General features: G+C 68.4%; 14 protein-coding genes. 10 read left to right on the top strand and 4 right to left on the bottom strand.

The window, feature by feature from the left end; translation table 11 throughout:
- Nucleotides 1-96 precede the first annotated feature (96 nt).
- From DWG18_RS11645 to DWG18_RS11630, 4 genes are all read left to right on the top strand, one after another.
- Nucleotides 97-3,411 carry an EAL domain-containing protein gene (locus DWG18_RS11645; RefSeq protein ID WP_115647346.1) on the top strand — a complete coding sequence of 1,105 codons (3,315 nt, stop codon included), beginning with the start codon at nucleotides 97-99 and terminating at the stop codon, nucleotides 3,409-3,411.
- A 13-nt stretch (nucleotides 3,412-3,424) separates the two neighbouring features.
- Nucleotides 3,425-3,676, top strand: coding sequence for a hypothetical protein (locus tag DWG18_RS11640; RefSeq protein WP_115647345.1), 252 nt, complete (start codon nucleotides 3,425-3,427; stop codon nucleotides 3,674-3,676).
- Between the two features lie 96 nt (nucleotides 3,677-3,772).
- The gene (rocF, locus tag DWG18_RS11635; RefSeq protein WP_115647344.1) at nucleotides 3,773-4,696 is read left to right on the top strand and encodes an arginase; all 924 of its coding nucleotides are present in this window, start codon (nucleotides 3,773-3,775) and stop codon (nucleotides 4,694-4,696) included.
- A gap of 150 nt (nucleotides 4,697-4,846) precedes the next feature.
- Complete coding sequence (locus DWG18_RS11630; RefSeq protein WP_115648159.1) at nucleotides 4,847-4,999, top strand: entericidin A/B family lipoprotein; 153 nt, start codon at nucleotides 4,847-4,849, stop codon at nucleotides 4,997-4,999.
- 62 nt (nucleotides 5,000-5,061) lie between these two features.
- Here the strand turns inward: DWG18_RS11630 and DWG18_RS11625 are convergent, their stop codons facing one another.
- Entirely contained in the window at nucleotides 5,062-5,847 is a 786-nt protein-coding gene (locus DWG18_RS11625) for a hypothetical protein (RefSeq protein ID WP_115647343.1), read from the bottom strand.
- Between the two features lie 146 nt (nucleotides 5,848-5,993).
- Here DWG18_RS11625 and DWG18_RS11620 point away from each other — a divergent pair, with 146 nt between their 5' ends.
- The 6 genes from DWG18_RS11620 to pyrC all read left to right on the top strand — a co-directional run bounded on the left by DWG18_RS11620 (nucleotide 5,994) and on the right by pyrC (nucleotide 12,535).
- A complete protein-coding gene (locus DWG18_RS11620) occupies nucleotides 5,994-7,277 on the top strand; it encodes a tryptophan--tRNA ligase (protein WP_115647342.1) in 1,284 nt (427 codons plus the stop codon).
- Nucleotides 7,274-7,600, top strand: a complete 327-nt coding sequence (locus tag DWG18_RS11615) for a hypothetical protein (protein ID WP_115647341.1) — start codon at nucleotides 7,274-7,276, stop codon at nucleotides 7,598-7,600. The genes DWG18_RS11620 and DWG18_RS11615 overlap by 4 nt, the downstream gene beginning before the upstream one ends.
- 90 nt (nucleotides 7,601-7,690) lie before the next feature.
- Nucleotides 7,691-9,751, top strand: coding sequence for an outer membrane beta-barrel protein (locus tag DWG18_RS11610; protein WP_115647340.1), 2,061 nt, complete (start codon nucleotides 7,691-7,693; stop codon nucleotides 9,749-9,751).
- Between the two features lie 62 nt (nucleotides 9,752-9,813).
- Complete coding sequence (gene bioD / locus DWG18_RS11605; RefSeq protein WP_115647339.1) at nucleotides 9,814-10,503, top strand: dethiobiotin synthase; 690 nt, start codon at nucleotides 9,814-9,816, stop codon at nucleotides 10,501-10,503.
- Nucleotides 10,500-11,501: an L-threonylcarbamoyladenylate synthase gene (locus tag DWG18_RS11600; protein WP_115647338.1), complete on the top strand. Its 1,002-nt coding sequence runs from the start codon at nucleotides 10,500-10,502 to the stop codon at nucleotides 11,499-11,501. Before bioD ends, DWG18_RS11600 begins: the two co-directional genes overlap by 4 nt.
- Nucleotides 11,498-12,535 carry a dihydroorotase gene (pyrC, locus tag DWG18_RS11595; protein ID WP_115647337.1) on the top strand — a complete coding sequence of 346 codons (1,038 nt, stop codon included), beginning with the start codon at nucleotides 11,498-11,500 and terminating at the stop codon, nucleotides 12,533-12,535. The genes DWG18_RS11600 and pyrC overlap by 4 nt, the downstream gene beginning before the upstream one ends.
- 12 nt (nucleotides 12,536-12,547) lie before the next feature.
- Here the strand turns inward: pyrC and DWG18_RS11590 are convergent, their stop codons facing one another.
- From DWG18_RS11590 to DWG18_RS11580, 3 genes are all read right to left on the bottom strand, one after another.
- Nucleotides 12,548-13,231 (bottom strand): adenine nucleotide alpha hydrolase, encoded by a 684-nt coding sequence (locus DWG18_RS11590; RefSeq protein ID WP_240318518.1) that lies wholly within the window; start codon nucleotides 13,229-13,231, stop codon nucleotides 12,548-12,550.
- 10 nt (nucleotides 13,232-13,241) lie between these two features.
- Nucleotides 13,242-13,586: a hypothetical protein gene (locus DWG18_RS11585; RefSeq protein WP_115647335.1), complete on the bottom strand. Its 345-nt coding sequence runs from the start codon at nucleotides 13,584-13,586 to the stop codon at nucleotides 13,242-13,244.
- Nucleotides 13,587-13,712: 126 nt separating this feature from the next.
- Complete coding sequence (locus tag DWG18_RS11580) at nucleotides 13,713-17,114, bottom strand: amidohydrolase family protein (RefSeq protein ID WP_115647334.1); 3,402 nt, start codon at nucleotides 17,112-17,114, stop codon at nucleotides 13,713-13,715.
- Between the last annotated feature and the right edge of the window lie 34 nt (nucleotides 17,115-17,148).

Genomic DNA, 17,148 nt, shown 5'->3' with positions numbered 1-17,148 from the left:
TTGATCGTTCAGGCTTTGCCCGACGGACGCCGCCTTCCCGGTGTTGTAACGTGGCCTTGATCGCGGCCAGGGGGCGCTGCGGGACGGAGACGACGCGTGTCCGCACGGGCCGTATCGCGCTGGGAATCGCTCGACCTGGGTACGACGCTGCCGCATGTGGTCGTCGGGTCGGTGCTGTTCGCGTTCGCCGCGATGATCGCCCTCGCACTGGGCCGCGTGACGGGCGGCACCACCTCGCTCTGGATCGCCAACGCGCTCATCGTCGGTTACGCGCTGCGCGTTCCGACGGCACGCATCCTGCCGCTCGTCGCGATCGCCTTCTTCGGCACGCTGCTCTCCGCCGGTTATCCGTGGCGCGACTGGGTGCCGATCGTCACCGCGGGCACGGCGAACGTCGTCGAAGTCGCCATCGCGCTGGTGCTGCTGCGCCGGCTGCGAGTGGGTGTCGACGCTGCGCCGGATGGCGCGCGCGTGCTCGCCGGCCTTGCGATCGCGGTCGCGCTCGCGCCGGCGGCGGGCGCGTTCGTGGGCGCTTGGGTACCGCTGCCGATCGGCGTGTGGAGCGGTCAATTCCTGCGCTGGTACTGCGCGGACGCCTTCGGCATGTTCGTGGCGTTGCCGTTCGCATGGTCGTACACGCGCGAGGAAGGCCGCGAACTGCTGCGCGGCCGGCGCGGCGCCGAACTCGCCGCATGCGCAGTGGCATCGATGGCGGTGGCCTACGTCGCCGTTTCGCAGTTGCGGCATCCGTACGCGATCATCGCGCTGCCGCTGCTGCTCGTCGCCACGCGCGGTGCGTTGGTGACGTCGATCTGCAACGTGCTCGTGATCGCCACCGTCATCACGGTGACGACGCTGCAGCAGCACGGCGTGCTGGCGTCGTCGAACGGACCGGACGATCCCGCACTGCAGCTCGCGTGGTTCCAGGCCTGCGTCAGCGCGGTGGGCCCGCTGGTCGTAGCGGTGCTGACGGCGGATCGTGATCGCGAACGCGAACGCTCGCAGCGCACCGCCGAGCGGCTGCAGGTGATCGCCGACAGCCTGCCCGCCTACGTGGCGGAACTCGGCCCGGATCTGCGCTACCGCTTCGCGAACCGGAAGTACTTCAGCTGGCTCGGCAAGACGCCTGAGGAGCTCATCGGCCACATGCCGGCTGAAGCGCTCGGCGAGGCCGCCGCGGAGCGCGCGCGCCCGCACATGGAGCGCGCGCTGACCGGCGAGCCGCAGCACTTCGAATTCGAACTCGGGGACCAGCGGCTCGACGTCTTCTACGAACCGCTCGCGCATTCCGGCGGCTTCGTGCTGATGGCGCACGACGTGACCTGGCGCTACGAAGCCGAGCGCCGTTTCCGTCACCTGCTCGAATCCGCACCCGACGCGATGGTCCTCTTCGATCCGACCACGCGCCGGATCCTGCTGGTGAATCACCAGGCGGAGCTGATGTTCGGCCGTCCGCGCGCCGAATTGCTGGATCACCGCGTCGCCGAATTCGTCGAAGGCTTCGATCGCATCGATCCGCGGGCGGTGCGCGATCACCTCGACGCGCGTGCGTCGCGTACGCAGGGTGACGTGCTCGAACTGCAGGCGATGCACGCGGGCGGGCTGCACTTCCCGGTGGACGTCGTCCTCAGCGAACTGCGCGCCGGCGACGACGTGCAGCTGGTCGCGGCGATCCGCGATGTGTCCGCACGCCGTCGTACCGAGCGCGCGTTGCAGGAAGAGCGCGAACGCGCGCAGGTCACGCTCAATTCGATCGGCGACGCGGTGGTGACCTACGACACCGCGCGCACGGTGACGTCGCTCAATCCGATCGCCGAGGCGATGACCGGTCTGATCCGCGAGCGCGCGATCGGCCTGTCGATGGACGAAGTGATCCGCCTGCACCACACCGAGGGCCGGCCGGGTGATTCGCGCGAAGGCGCGGCGCTGCTGAAGCGCCACGATGGGCAGGAGCTGCACGTCGAATACGCGCATTCGCCCATCAGCGATGCGGATGGGCGAGTGATCGGCGGCGTGACGGTGCTGCGCGATGTCAGCGAAGTGCGCGCGATGGCCGAGCGCATGTCGCACCTGGCGCAGCACGACTACCTCACGGGCCTGCCCAACCGCGTGCTGCTGCAGGACCGCCTGTCGCAGTCGATCCACCAGATCGGACACGGCGCGCACGGCGCGGTGTTGTTCGTCGATCTCGATTTCTTCAAGACCATCAACGATTCGCTCGGCCACCAGGCCGGCGATCGCGTGCTGCAGGAGGTCGCACGTCGCCTCGCCGGCGTGGTCGACGCCGAGGACACGGTGAGCCGTCAGGGCGGCGACGAGTTCGTGCTGCTGCTCACGCGCCTGACCGACCCGAGCGACGCCGCGCGCGTCGCCGAGCGCCTGATCGCCGCGATCGAAGCGCCGATCGAGATCGAAGACCGCGCACTGCATGTCTCGGCCAGCGTCGGCATCGCGCTGTTCCCAGAAGACGGGCAGGACATCCGCACGCTCACCAAGCAGGCCGACACGGCGCTGTATCACGCCAAGCAGTCGGGCCGCTCGCGCTACAGCTACTTCACCGCGGTGATGAGCGAACGTGCCGATCAGCGCCTGCGGCTCGAAAGCGAACTGCGCACGGCGGTGACCGACGGGCAGCTCTTCCTCGTCTACCAGCCGAAGTTCCGGCTGCCGGACCAGACGATCTCGGGCATGGAAGCGCTGGTGCGCTGGCGCCATCGCGACGGCCATGTCGTGCCGCCCGGTGACTTCATTCCGGTCGCGGAAGAAACCGGACTGATCACCTCGATCGATGAATGGGTGCTGCGCGAGGCGTGCCGGCAGAACCGCGCATGGATCGACGCCGGTCTGCCGGCGTTGCCGATCGCGGTGAATCTCTCGCTGGCGCGCTTCGATCCCGCGCGCATCGTCAACGGCATCGCGCGTGCGCTCAGCGACAGCGGCCTTGCGCCGTGGCTGCTCGAAGTCGAACTCACCGAAAGCCAGATGCTCGACCACAGCGAGCGCGCGTCGCACCTGATCCAGGGCATCCGCAAGCTCGGCGTGCGTGTGTCCGTGGACGATTTCGGTACCGGCTATTCGAGCCTCGGTTACCTCACGCGCCATCGCTTCGACGCGATCAAGATCGATCGCTCGTTCGTGCAGGGGCTGCCGCGCGAGCCGGGTCAGAAGGCCGTGGTCGAGGCCATCCTCGGCATGGCGCGCGCCTTGGACTATCGCGTCGTCGGCGAAGGCGTCGAGACCGATGAACAGGCCGAAGCGCTGCTCGCACTCGGCTGCCACGAGATGCAGGGCTTCCTGCTCGGTCGACCGATTCCGGCGCCCGATATGGAACGCCGCCTGCGCGAAACGTCGGCCGCGCCGCTTTCGCCATCAGCTCACCTGGACGCCGCCACGCTCGAAGCCTCGAAGTAACGAGGAGAGCGACATGGCAGGCAACCTATCGGGCGGCGTGCCGCGCAGCGGCATCGGTCGACAGGGCGATGCGGATCCCACTGCTCGCGGCGCGGATCGCATCGACACCGAGCTCGATGATCGCCAGGCGATCGAAGGTCGCGACGACGATGATCTGTCGGCGGCGACCGAAGCGGAGGCCTGGCGTCGCGCGGCACGCAGTACGCCGTCGTCGGCCGACGTGCGCAGCGACGACCGCGGCGTGCCGGACGGCGAACCGCGCTGAGCCGGCGGGCGTGCAGCGCCCGGCCGATACAATGCGGGCACCGGCCGGGCCTGCTGGGACGGGGTTGTCGCGGCGCCCGGACGCGGAGAGCTCCGCATGTCCCGTACCCCTTTCCCCGTCACCCTGATCGGGGCCCCGACTGATGTCGGCGCCGGCCATCGCGGCGCGCGCCTGGGGCCGGAGGCCCTGCGCATCGCAGGCCTCGGTGAAGCACTGATCGCGCGCGGCGTGGACGTCCGCGACCGCGGCAATCTCGACGGCCCGCGCAACCCGTGGCTCGACGCCGTCGACGGGTATCGCCACATCGCCGAAGTCACCGAATGGAATCGGCTGGTGATGGAGGCGATGTACGGCGAGCTGTCCGGTGGGCGCATGCCGATCCTGCTCGGCGGCGATCACTGCCTCGGTCTCGGCTCGATCACCGGCGTCGCGCGCTGGTGTCGCGAGAACGGCAAGAAGCTGCGCGTGCTGTGGCTCGATGCGCATGCCGATTTCAATACGAGCGAGGTCACGCCGTCGGGCAACATCCACGGCATGCCGGTCGCCTGCCTGTGCGGCCTCGGTCCGCAGGCGCTGACGCATCTCGGCGGCAGCGCGCCGGCGGTGCGCGCGGAAGACATCCGCCAGATCGGTATCCGTTCGGTCGACGAAGGCGAGCGTCGCCTGATCCGCCAGCACGGTATCGACGTCTACGACATGCGCTATATCGACGAGATCGGCATGCGCGCGGCGATGGAGGAAGCGCTCGACGGCATGGACGACGACACGCACCTGCACGTGAGTTTCGACGTGGATTTCCTCGATCCCTCGATCGCCCCCGGCGTCGGCACCACGGTGCTCGGCGGGCCGACGTATCGCGAGGCGTCGCTGGTGATGGAGATGATCTGCGACACCGGTCGACTCGGTTCGCTGGACATCATGGAGCTCAATCCGCTCATCGACGATCACAACCGCACGGCGATTCTGGCGGTCGATCTCGTCGAGAGCCTGTTCGGCAAGTCCACGCTGCTGCGTGATTGATGCGTGAGCGCGATGTCGTCGTCCGTCTGAATGTTGCGTGACGGGAAACACGCGATCGAAGCAACAGTCGACATCGGGTTCACGCGCGAAATCGTGTCATCGCCGCACGGATTTCCCATGCCGCATCGCGGCGACCCTGGAGATGACACCATGAAGCGACTCACTGCCCTGCTCCTCCTCGCCATGTTCTCGATGAGCACCCTCACCGCCTGCAACACGATGGCGGGCGCCGGCAAGGATGTGCAGAAGGTCGGCGAGAAGGTCGAAGACAAGGCGCAGGACTGCAAGGACGGCAAGTGCTGATCCCAGCGCATTGCAGCTGACATGCGAAGGGCCGGAGCAATCCGGCCCTTCGTGTTTTCGCGTCACCAGCCCGGCGGTGGATCGGGCACGAAACCGCTGCCGGGAAACGCCTGCGGACCCCGCGCGTAGTGCTCCGCATAAGGAATGACGCCGCGCTTCACCAGCGCGTACACGTCGTCGTAGCGGATCTCGCTCACCTGGGCGGGTGAGCGGCTTGTCCGCACGAAGCCCGTGCGCGACACCGGCGAGTATTCGGCATCGCCATGACCGGTGCCGATCGCCTGCTGGGCGCGCATCCCGGCCTTCGGCGCCGCCTGGGCACTCGCCGCCGCGTCGGCTTCGCGTCGTTCGGGCATGTACACCGGTGGCGCTGGAGGCGGTGGCAAGGGGCGTGCTTCATCGAACACCGCAATGCCGATCACGCCGACATTGCGCGGCCGCCCGGTGCGCGCGGCATAGCTGTCGCCAACATCGGAAAAGTAGAACTGCGCGACGTGCTGCAGCGACTTGCGCCAGCCGGTGAGTTCGGTGGTCGCGTACGGCTCGAGCACGTAGCCGGCCTGGTCGGCACTCGCGGTCTGGCCGGTCACGGCGTTCACGCCGTCGACGCTGAGCATCACCAGCACGCGGGATGCGCTGCGGTTGGTCAGGCGCACCGCATAGCGATGGCCCGGTGTGCCCGCCACCCAGTCCTGGCTGCGGTAGCGGTATTCGGGCAGTTCGCGACCGTCGTCGCGGTCGATGACCGTCATGTCGACACGGCCGCCGCTCCAGTTCCGCGCGTGGGCGGCTCCGGCGACGGTGAGCAGGGCGGCGAGGAGGAAGCGGGTGCGGGACGGGCGGGACATGGCGATGCTCGCAGGACGGGTATCGGGTTCAACGCGCACCGCGCGGTCGCGGGGTTGCCGGGCGCCGCGTCGTTCAGCCCGAGGCCCGGGCGGGCGTTCGCGCGCTGCACGGTAAACTCGCGGACCGAACGCTTTCGCGCACCACGATGACCCGCACCCGCGTCCTCACCGGCATCACCACCTCGGGCACGCCGCACCTGGGCAACTACGCCGGTGCGATCCGGCCGGCGCTCGAAGCCAGCCGCGACCCGTCGGTCGAAAGCTTCTATTTCCTCGCCGACTACCACGCACTCATCAAGGTGCAGGATCCGGCACGCGTTCAGCGCTCCACCCTCGAGATCGCCGCGAGCTGGCTCGCCGCAGGTCTGGATCCGTCGCAGGTCTGGTTCTACCGGCAGAGCGACATCCCGGAGATTCCGGAACTCACGTGGCTGCTCACCTGCGTGGCCGGCAAGGGCATCCTCAACCGCGCGCATGCCTACAAGGCGTCCGTCGACAAGAACCGCGAAGCGGGCGAGGACGACGATGCGGGCATCACCGCAGGCCTGTTCATGTACCCGGTGCTGATGGCCGCGGACATCCTCATCTTCAACGCCAACAAGGTGCCGGTCGGCCGCGACCAGATCCAGCACATCGAGATGGCGCGCGACTTCGGCCAGCGCTTCAACCATCTGTTCGGCGAACATTTCACGCTGCCGGAAGCGGCGATCGAAGAACACGTTGCGACGCTTCCGGGCCTCGACGGCCGCAAGATGTCGAAGAGCTACGACAACGTGATTCCGCTGTTCGCACCGCGCGAGCAGCTGAAGAAGCTGATCTATTCGATCGTCACCGACTCGCGCGCGCCGGGCGAAGCGAAGGACCCCGACGCATCGAACGTGTTCCAGCTCTACCAGGCGTTCGCGAGCGCGGAGCAGGCGGCCGAGATGCGCCGCGCCTTCGAATCGGGCATCGCGTGGGGCGACGCCAAGCAGGCGCTGTTCGAACGCATCGACGCCGAAATCTCGCCGATGCGCGAGAAGTACGAAGCGCTGATTGCCAAGCCCGCCGACATCGAGGCGATCCTGCGCGACGGCGCGGCGCGCCTGCGCGCGCGCTATGCGATGCCGCTGCTCGCCGACCTGCGCGATGCGGTGGGCCTGCGCGATCTGTCGAAGGCGTCGGTGGCGGTGTCGAAGGCCGACGACAGGCCCGCGCCGGCGACGTTCAAGCAGTACCGCGAGAACGATGGTCGTTTCTACTTCAAGCTCGTGCGCGGGGATCGCGTGCTGCTGCAGAGCGCGGGCTTCGATGCGCCGCGCGAGGCGGGCCAGCGCGTGGCGGCGCTCAAGCAGGCGGCACGCCTCGACGACGAGGCGCTGCTCGCAGAAGGCGCCACGCGCGACGAAGTCGACGCCGCGCTCGCCGAGATGGCCGAAGCCGCGGCATGAGCCTGCAGCTGCAGCAGCTCCTCCCGCTGATCCTGTTCCTGCCGTGGTTCGCCGTTCTCGCGGGCCTGTTCTGGTGGTATCCGCGCCAGCCGCGCACCGCGGTGCGTCGCCTGTTCGATCTCGTGGCGATCGCGATCGCCGTGATCGCGTGCGGCGTGGTCGTGCGGTGGGCGCATGGCTATGCGGTACCGACGGGCCCGGCCGGCAACATCTGGCGGCAGGTGCTCGCCACCGCATCGGGCTACGGCGTGTTCCTCGCGGTGATGCTGGTCGCGTGGCTCGTGCGGCGACGCTGGCTGCGCGGCGCGTCGCACCACCGATAAACGGCGTTTAAACCTTCGGCGACGGCTACGCATCAATGCCGGTGTCGACGACGATCGCGTCGCGACGTCCCGCACTCCGAAGGTTCGTCCATGACCCGTCGCCCGACCCGTACGGCGCTCTGCGTTGCGCTGCTGCTTGCCGCCTCCACGCTACACGCGCAGGACGCCACGCCCGCCGCCACCGCACCCGCCGTGCACACCTACGTGCCCGCGGATTTCGCGCGCTACAACCCGCACAACGCGCTGGACATGCTCAAGCAGGTGCCCGGCTTCGTGATCCGCCAGGCGGACCAGGAACGCGGCTTCGGCGAGGCGACCGGCAACGTCGTCATCAATGGCCAGCGCATTTCGGGCAAGTCCAACGACGTGCTCACCGAGATGACGCGCATTCCCGCGGCGAACGTCGTGCGCATCGAGATCGTCGACGGCTCGTCGCTGGCGATCCCCGGCCTCACCGGTCTGGTCGCGAACGTCGTCACCAAGCCCGGCGGCATGAGCGGGCAGTGGTCGTGGAAGCCGGACATCCGCAAGTACTACACGCGGCCGCAGATCACGCGCGGCGACGTGTCGGTGAGCGGTTCCGCCGGCGCGCTGCAGTACAACGTCGGCCTGAGCAACAACGGCAACCACAGCGGCGCCGGCGGCGGCACGGTGATCTACAACGCCGACGGTAGCGTGCGCGATGTGCGCGACGACGCCTGGACCGGCGAGTCCGACAATCCCACGCTCAGCACGCGCCTGACCTACACCGCGGCGGATGGCGACATCGCCAACCTCAATGCGTCGGTGTCGAGGGAGTTCTACCACTACCGTGAAGTCGGTACGCGCAGCGGGCCCGGCCTGCCGGATCGCACGCGCGCGGTGCGGGAGAACGAAGGCGGGCATTCGTACGAAATCGGCGGCGACTACGAATTCGGACTCGGCATCGGCAAGCTCAAGCTGATCGGCCTCGATCGCTACAAGCACCAGCCGTACGACCAGACGGTGGTGACGCATTACGTCGACGGCTCCGCGCCGGACAACGGAAGCCGCTTCGCGCGCGACAGCGAGGAGTCGGAAAAGATCGCGCGCGCCGAGTACAAGTGGACGACCGGCAAGAACGACTGGCGCATCTCGGCGGAAGGCGCATTCAACTCGCTCGACAGTGCATCGAGCATTGCCGTGCTCGACACCGGCGGGAATTTCGTGGGCGTGCCACTGCCGGGCGCGAATGCGACGGTGCAGGAGGACCGCTACGAGCTCATGGGCAGCTGGGGTCGGCCGTTTGGTGCATCGCTGAAGTTCCAGATGTCGGCCGGTGGTGAGTACTCGAAGCTGCAGCAGGTGGGCGCGGGCGGGCTGACACGCGAATTCATCCGGCCCAAGGGCTCGATGTCGCTGGCGTGGAAGGCGAGCGATGTGCTCGACGTCAACTTCAAGCTGCAGCGCAAGGTGGGCCAGCTCAACTTCTACGACTTCCTCGCATCGGTGAACCTCAACGACGGCAGCCAGAACGCCGGCAACCCCGACCTCGTGCCGCAGCAGAGCTGGGAGTTCGAAGTCGAAACCACGCGCACGCTCGGCGAGTGGGGCACGACCACGCTGCGCCTGTACGACCACCGCTTCGACGATTTCATCGACACGATCCCGATCGGCACCGACGGCGAAAGCCCCGGCAACATCGACAGCGCCCGCGAATACGGCCTCGAGTGGAAGGGCACGTGGAAGTTCGATCCGCTCGGCTGGCGCGGCGCGAAGCTCGATACGCGCTGGTGGGTGCAGCAGAGCAGCGTCAAGGATCCGCTGACGGGCGAGCGACGCCGCACCAGCTGGAGCCTGATCCACTTCTGGGACGTGGCACTGCGCAACGACGTACCCGGGACGCCGTGGGCCTGGGGCTTCGACGTCAACCACGAGCTGGACTCGCGCAACGTGCGGCTGACCGAAATCGACCACACGTGGGAAGGCCCGGTCTGGGGTTCGGTGTTCGTCGAGCGCAAGGACTTCTTCGGCCTGACCGTGCGCGGCACGCTCAGCAACCTCTTCGGCGCGGGGAGCTATCGCGACCGCTACGTCTACGACGGCCGTCGCACCGATCCGCTGGATTTCCACGAGGTTCGCGACCGCCGCATCGGGCCGGTCCTGAAGCTGGAAGTGTCCGGCACCTTCTGACCGGCACGCGGCGTTCCGCCCGCGCGGTCGACCCCGGCGTCGTCCGCGCGGACAATGCGCGCATGCATGGCCTGTTCGTTACCGGAACCGACACCGGCGTGGGCAAGACCCGCGTCGCCACCGCCCTCGCGCACGCACTGACGCGCCGCGACGTGCGCGTGCATGCGCGCAAGCCGGTGGAATCGGGTGTCGACGCGCGCGTGGGTCCGACGGATGCACTGGCGCTGCGGGAAGCGGCCGGCGCGCACGAAGCGATCGACGTCGTCTGTTCACTGACGCTGCGCGCGGCGCTTTCGCCCGAACGCGCTGCGGCGCTCGAGAACGTTGCACTGCCGCTGCAGCGACTCGTCGATGCCGCGCGGCGGGATGTCTCCGCCGACGATTTCGCGCTGGTCGAAGGCGCGGGTGGCTTCTATTCCCCCATCGCGGACGGTGCGTTGAACGCGGATCTCGCGACTGCGCTCGGCCTGCCGGTGCTGATCGTCGCGGCGGACCGATTAGGTGCGCTGAACCATGTGCTGCTGACGATCGATGCCGTGCAGAAACGCGGACTCGACATCGCGGCGATCGTGCTGAACCGCACGTCGCGCGACGTCGACGTCGCAATGGACAACGCCGGTGCCCTGCGTCGACGCCTTGCGATCCCGGTCATCGAGTTCCCGCACGGCGGGGAGGCCGGGCGCGACGCGTGGTCGAGCGAGGCCGACGTGCTCGCATCGCTCCTCGACGATCTGCAGGCGCGTGCGGCATGACCATGCACGCGCGCGACACCGATATCGAACGCGCGGTCGACCTGCTGCGTGCGGGGCGGCTCGTCGCGTTCCCGACTGAAACGGTCTACGGCCTCGGCGCGAACGCGCGCGATGCAGAGGCCGTCGCGAAGATTTTCGCGGCGAAGGGTCGCCCGTCCGACCATCCGCTGATCGTGCACATCGCCTCCGCGCAGGCGTTGCCGCGGTGGTCATCGTACGTGCCCGAAGCCGCGCAGAAACTCGCGGCGGCGTTCTGGCCCGGTCCGCTCGCGATGGTGCTGCGGCGCGCCGAGGGCGTGCCCGACGCGGTGACCGGCGGCCTCGACACCGTCGCGCTGCGCGTGCCGCGGCATCCCGTCGCGCTCGCACTGCTGCGGGCGTTCGACGGCGGACTCGCCGCGCCATCGGCGAACCGCTACGGGCGCGTCAGCCCGACGCGCGCGATGCACGTGCGCGAGGAACTGGGCGATCGCGTCGACCTCGTGCTCGAAGGCGGCGCCTGCGATGTCGGCATCGAATCCACCATCGTCGATCTTTCCGGCGACGAGCCGGTGCTGCTGCGGCCCGGTGCGGTGACGGTCGAGATGCTCGAACGCGTGCTCGGCCAACGCGTGCGCCATGCGGGCGAGAACGCGACGCCCGCGCCCGGTCGCAAGCCGTCGCATTACGCGCCACGCGCGAAGGTACTGCTCGCGAGCGACGCGGAAGCGGTCAGCCTTGCGCGCTGCTTCCACGCGGGCGGCGCACGTGTGGGTCTGCTGTCGACGAAGGCGCCGATGGAAGCCGGCATCGACTGGCTCGGCCTGCCGCAGGATGCCGACGCCCAGGCCCGCGAGCTCTACCAGCGGCTGCGGGATGCGGACGCGCTCGGGCTCGACATCGTCGTCGCCGTCGTGCCGCCGCTTCGCGAGGGCATCAGCGAAGCGCTGCAGGATCGCCTGCGCCGTGCGGCGGGTCTCGGCGATGGCGCGCCCGATGCGTCAGACTTGCACGCATGACCGACCGCCTCACCATCACCCGCCCCGACGACTGGCACGTGCACCTGCGCGACGGCGCGATGCTGCGCGACGTGCTGCCCGACACCGCGCGCCAGATGGGCCGCGCGATCGTCATGCCGAACCTCGTGCCGCCAGTGGTCACGACGGATGACGCCGCGTCGTACCGCGATCGCATCCTCGCCGCGCTGCCGGCTGGGGCATCGTTCGAACCGCTGATGACGCTCTATCTCACCGAGGGCACGACGCCCGCGGAGATCGAGCGTGCGAAGGCGAGCGGTTTCGTGCACGGCGTGAAGCTCTACCCCGCGCATGCGACGACGAATTCAAGCCATGGCGTCAGCGACCTGCGCCGTTGCGCCGCGACGCTGGACGCCATGCAACGCGTCGGCCTGCCGCTGCTCGTGCACGGCGAAGTCACCGATCCCGACGTCGACGTGTTCGACCGCGAAGCGGTCTTCATCGAACGGGTGCTGACCCCGCTGGTGCGCGACTTTCCGCAGCTGAAGATCGTGCTCGAACACATCACGACCACCGCGGCAGCCGAGTTCGTGACCGATGCGCCGGCCAACGTCGGCGCGACGATCACCGTCCACCACCTGCTGCTCAACCGCAACGCGATCTTCGCCGGCGGCCTGCGGCCGCATCACTACTGCCTTCCGGTGCTCAAGCGCGAGCTGCATCGCCAGGCGCTGGTGAAGGCGGCGATCTCGGGCAATCCGAAGTTCTTCCTCGGCACCGACAGCGCGCCGCATCCGAAGCATGCGAAGGAATCGGGCTGCGGCTGCGCGGGCATCTACACGGCGCACGCCGCGATCGAGCTGTACGCGGAAGCGTTCGACAACGCAGGCGCGCTCGACAGGCTCGAAGGCTTCGCGAGTTTCCATGGCGCGGATTTCTACGGCCTGCCGCGCAACTCCGGCACGATCACGCTGGTGCGTGGCGACGTTGCCGTGCCGGAGACGCTGATTGTCGGCGGCGACGAACTCGTGCCGTTCCGCGCCGGCGCGACGGTGGGCTGGCGCGTCGAGGCCTGACGCGACGCGCCGTCAGGGCGCGTCGACCAGCAGGAAATCCGTGTAGAAGAAGCGCTCATCGCGCAGCACCTGCTCGCCCGAGCGCACGTCGATCGCGCGGCCGAACATCGGGCCGCCGACGACCAGCGTGTGGAACTCGCCGTTCTCCCCGCAGGGATCGCAGTCGTTCGGCAACGCGGCGAGCAGCGTGTCGTCGAATGCGCGGCCGGAGAACGTCGCGTCGAGCTGCTGGGTGTCGACGCAGCACAGGTGCGCGCGCAGGCCGCCGGCGATCATTTCGCGGGCGAGACGTGCAGTGTTTTCGCCGAACAGCGGCGTGTCGATGTGCCAGCCGAGCGTCTTGCACGAGGCTTCGCGCCAGCTGCGCACGTCCTCGAGGAACAGGTCGCCGAACGCAATGGTGTCGAGGTTCGGCCAGCGCTGTCTCGCCTCGTCGAGCGCCGCGGCGAACGCGGCTTCGTAGCGCGCGTTGTCGCACTGCGGCTCGATCTCCGCTTCGATCAGCGGCAGGCCTGTCGCGTTCGCCTGCGCCTGCAGCACGTCGCGACGGATGCCGTGCATCGCGATGCGGTCGAATTCGCGATTGACGGTGGTCAGTAGCGCGACGACTTCGACGTCATCGCGCTGGCGCAGCGTGTGCAGCGTCCATGCCGCGTCCTTGCCGCCGCTCCACGACAGCAGCATCGGGCGTCGCACGGAGGCGCGCTCAGGCCGCGGTGACGTCGCGCAGCTGCCAGTGGCTGCCGGCGAGCAGGCGCAGGCGGTGACGGACGACGTCGCCGGGCAGCGTGGTGGTCAGGACCAGGTCGATGTGCAGATCGTCCTGCTCGCCGGTGACGACGGCATTCGGATCGGTCGCCCCGAGCGCGGGATCGACGTCGTCCGGATCGTCCTGCGTGCCGCGCCAGCGGTCGAACACCTGCGTCGTGCGCACGGCCTGCTGAAGCTGTTCGGCGAATCCGTCCGCGCCGTGCGCGGTGAACGAGGTGGCGGCGGTGTCGCCGCGTGCGGCGGCGCCATCGGGCAGGCGGATGTAGTAGCGCGTCGACATGGAAGGCTCCTCAGCGGGTGCGTTCAGTGTATTCAGGCTGCCACGGTCGCTTTGTGAAAGCGCGTGACGAGCCCCGAAACGACAACGGCCCGCCGAAGCGGGCCGTGTCGGGGCGCAGCGTACCGATCAGTCGCGGTCGGCGCCGGCGGTGGCCTCCTGGCCGAAGCTGCGACCGTCCTGCCCGCGTTGCCAGAAGAACACCGGCGCCGGCGTGTCCTTGCCGCCGATCTCCTTCATGCCGGCGCCCACGTCGAACAGGCGCCCGTCGACCATCACGTAGCGGGTATCAATGGTGCTGCGGATGTTCTCCAGCGGATTGCTGTTGAGCACCACGAGGTCGGCCTTCTTGCCGACTTCCAGCGAGCCGGTCTGCTTCGACAGGCCGAGGTAGTCGGCGCCGTCGATGGTCGCCGCGCGCAGCGCTTCGAAGTTGCCCATCGCCTGCGCGAGCATCCAGGTCTCCCAGTTCGCCGACAGGCCCTGCAGCTGGCCGTGGCCGCCGACCTGCACCTTGATGCCGGCATCGCGCATCTTCTTCGCGGACTTCGCGATCTCGACATGCCAGTAATCCCAGTCCGGCGCGATCTCGCGGCGGATGCTGCGTGCATCGAGCGTCTCGCGCGGGAAGAAGCGCGCGAGCTTCTTGTCTTCCCAGACGTTGTCGTGCGCGTACCACCAGTACTCGCCCGACAGGCCGCCGTAGGTGACGACCAGCGTCGGCGTGTTGCGCACGTCGGTCTGCGACCACACGCCGAGCACGTCCTTGTACAGCGGCGCGATCGGGATGTTGTGCTCGATGCCGGTCACGCCGTCGAGCATCATCGGCATGTTGTGGTTGAACGTGGAGCCGCCTTCCTCGACCACCAGCATGCCGAGCTCGCGCGCGGCCTGGTTGATCTGCTGGTGCTGCTCGCGACGCGGCTGGTTGTAGCTCTTCACCGAGAACGCGCCGATCGCCTTCATGCGGCGCAGGTGGCTGCGTGCATCGTCGAGCGAATTGACCACCGCCTTGAAGTCGCCATCCGCGCCGTAGAGGATCGTGCCGGTCGAATACAGGCGCGGCCCCACCATCTTGCCGGCCTTGAGCAGCTCCGACTGCGAGAACACGTACTCGCTGCTCGCCGACGGATCGTGCATCGTGGTGATGCCGAAGGCGAGGTTGGTGTAGTACGCCCAGTTCTTCTGCGGCACCACGCCTGAGCCGAAGTTCGCCGAATGCGCGTGCACGTCGATGTAGCCCGGCACGATCGTCTTGCCGCGCACGTCGATGGTGCGTGCGCCGCCAGGCACGCTGACCTGCGCTGAAGGACCGACCGCGACGATGTGATCGCCCTGCACGACGACGGTGCCGTCGTCGATCACGTCCTGTGTGTGCTCCGCATCGCGCATGGTGACGACGCGTGCATGCGTGAACGCCACCGTGCCGTCGGGTGCATACACCGTCTGCGTGAGGCCGACCGGGATGCCGCCGTCGTTGCTCGGCTTCGGCAGATCCTTCGGCGCGCCCGGCACGAATGCGAACGCATCGCGCAAATCACGCGAGTAGTAGCGGTCGCCCATCATCCAGTGCAGCGACTTCGAATCCGCGCCCCAGTGCAGGTAGCTGCCGACGTCGGCGGTGACCTGCGTCACCGGTACGGCTTTGCTGTCCTTGGACAACTCCACCGACTGCCCCGTCTCGACGAGCGGCGTCACATACGCATTGAACAGCTCGGTGAACGCGACCCACTTGCCGTCGGGGCTGATGCTGACCGTGTCGGGATACTTCAGCGAATACACCTCGCGCGGCTCTTCGCTGTTCAAGCCGACCGACATCAGCTTCTTCTTGAGGCCGCCGCCGGTGAAGTAGTACACGCGCGTGCCGTCGGCGCTGAACTGCGGCGCGTCGCCTTCGTCGGCGATGCGATGCGCGCCGCTGCCGTCGGCGTTCATGACGTAGATGCCTTGGTCCTGCGTCCACGCCGAACCCGTGAGCCCGCTGCCGCCGCTCTTGGAATAAACGATGCGACGAGCATCCGGCGAGATGCGCGGGGCGTAGTAGTAGCCCTTCTCGCTGGTGAGCTTGCGGCCTGCGCCCGTGCCGCCCGCATCGCGCAACCAGATCGCCGACAGGCCTTCGTCCGACCACGTCGTGTAGAGCAGCTTGCTGCCGTTCGCGCTGAAGCTGGGCTGGTATTCGTAGACGCCGGTGTTGTTGGTCAGGCGTTCGGGCGTGCCGTTCGGCAATGTCTTGCGCCACAACTGGCCGACGGCGTTGAAGATCAGCGTGCGACCGTCCGCACTCGTCGCGACGTCACGGATCATCTTCGGCGTGAAGCTGCCGGTCTCGATGTCGTGCGTGAAGCGCAGCGGTTCGGCGACGGTCTGCTCGATGTCGGCGATGAACGGAATGTTCGTCGCGCTGCCGCTCGCCATGTCGACGCGCCACAGCTTGCCCTGGGCCCAGATCACGACGTTCTTCGAATCCGGCGTCCAGTCGAAGTCGGTGTACGGGCCGAAGATCGCCCACGCTTCCTGCTGGTCGTGCGAGAGGCCGTCCCACACCGGGCGTACTTCGCCGCTCTTCAGGTCCATCACGTGCAGCACCGACTTCTCGCGGATGCGCTTCACGAACGCGAGCGACTTGCCGTCCGGCGAGGGCTGCGGCCGCACCGCGCCGCCGGGTGTGTCGATGATCGTCTCGACCTTGCCGGTTTTTCGATCAAGGCGCTTGATCGCGTAGATGACGCCGTGCGGATCCTTGTTGTACTGGAACGTCGGGCCGGGGCTGACGTCCTCGCTGAAATAGACGTAGCGACCGTCCGGCGACACCGCGGGCTCGCCGAGATCCTGCTGGTCGTTCTTCTGCTTGGTGAGCTGCAGGCCCGAACCACCGCCGGCGACGTGGTACATCCACAACTCGCCCGCGCCGAGCGAACGCTCGCCGGTGAAGTGCTTGCGCGCGATCAGGAACTGGCCGTCGGGCGTCCACGCCGGGTTGTTGAGCAGGCGGAAGTCTTCCTCCGTCACCTGCACCGCGTTGCCGCCGGTGGTGTCGATGCGCCAGATGTTGTTGCCGCCGCCGCGATCGCTGGTGAACGCGATCTGCCTGCCGTCGGGCGAGAAGCGCGGCTGCACGTCCCACGCCGGGCCGCTGGTGATGCGCGTCGCCTTGCCGCCAGCAATCGGCAGCAGATAGACGTCGCCCATCATCGAGAACACGAGCTGGCGACCGTCCGGCGCGACGTCGACGTCGAGCCACGTGCCCTCGTCCGTGCTGAAGCGGATCGTCTTGGTCGGGCCGTGCGGCGCGTTGACGTCCCACTTCTTGTCGCCGGCGTCGGGCTTCGAGGGGCCGCGCTGCGCCTGCCCCGGGTCCTTGGCCTTCGGCACGCCGGCCGGATTCAGCGCGTCCTGCTCGAGCTGCGTGTCCGGTGGCGTGGGCGGCGGCCTGTCGCCGGACTTCGCGGCCTGCGCGAAGGCGGTGGAGGAGGCGAGCGAAAGCGCGCCGGCGAGTGCGACGTAAAGCAGCGTGCGGGTCGGAGTCATGGCGTCGAAGGGCGGGATAACCCGTCGACGGTAG

Source organism: Lysobacter sp. TY2-98, from assembly GCF_003367355.1.
In the GTDB taxonomy this organism is placed as follows: Bacteria; Pseudomonadota; Gammaproteobacteria; order Xanthomonadales; family Xanthomonadaceae; genus Cognatilysobacter.
Note: the sequence above shows the minus strand (reverse complement) of the source record. Positions and strands in the feature narration are given on the sequence as shown.

What these genes read in the sequence shown, in the direction of transcription:
- DWG18_RS11640 (WP_115647345.1), top strand. Translation starts at nt 3,425, where the DNA reads ATGGCAGGCAACCTATCGGGCGGCGTGCCGCGCAGCGGCATCGGTCGA.
- rocF (WP_115647344.1), top strand. Translation starts at nt 3,773, where the DNA reads ATGTCCCGTACCCCTTTCCCCGTCACCCTGATCGGGGCCCCGACTGAT.
- DWG18_RS11630 (WP_115648159.1), top strand. Translation starts at nt 4,847, where the DNA reads ATGAAGCGACTCACTGCCCTGCTCCTCCTCGCCATGTTCTCGATGAGC.
- DWG18_RS11625 (WP_115647343.1), bottom strand. Translation starts at nt 5,847, where the DNA reads ATGTCCCGCCCGTCCCGCACCCGCTTCCTCCTCGCCGCCCTGCTCACC.
- DWG18_RS11620 (WP_115647342.1), top strand. Translation starts at nt 5,994, where the DNA reads ATGACCCGCACCCGCGTCCTCACCGGCATCACCACCTCGGGCACGCCG.
- DWG18_RS11615 (WP_115647341.1), top strand. Translation starts at nt 7,274, where the DNA reads ATGAGCCTGCAGCTGCAGCAGCTCCTCCCGCTGATCCTGTTCCTGCCG.
- DWG18_RS11610 (WP_115647340.1), top strand. Translation starts at nt 7,691, where the DNA reads ATGACCCGTCGCCCGACCCGTACGGCGCTCTGCGTTGCGCTGCTGCTT.
- bioD (WP_115647339.1), top strand. Translation starts at nt 9,814, where the DNA reads ATGCATGGCCTGTTCGTTACCGGAACCGACACCGGCGTGGGCAAGACC.
- DWG18_RS11600 (WP_115647338.1), top strand. Translation starts at nt 10,500, where the DNA reads ATGACCATGCACGCGCGCGACACCGATATCGAACGCGCGGTCGACCTG.
- pyrC (WP_115647337.1), top strand. Translation starts at nt 11,498, where the DNA reads ATGACCGACCGCCTCACCATCACCCGCCCCGACGACTGGCACGTGCAC.
- DWG18_RS11585 (WP_115647335.1), bottom strand. Translation starts at nt 13,586, where the DNA reads ATGTCGACGCGCTACTACATCCGCCTGCCCGATGGCGCCGCCGCACGC.
- DWG18_RS11580 (WP_115647334.1), bottom strand. Translation starts at nt 17,114, where the DNA reads ATGACTCCGACCCGCACGCTGCTTTACGTCGCACTCGCCGGCGCGCTT.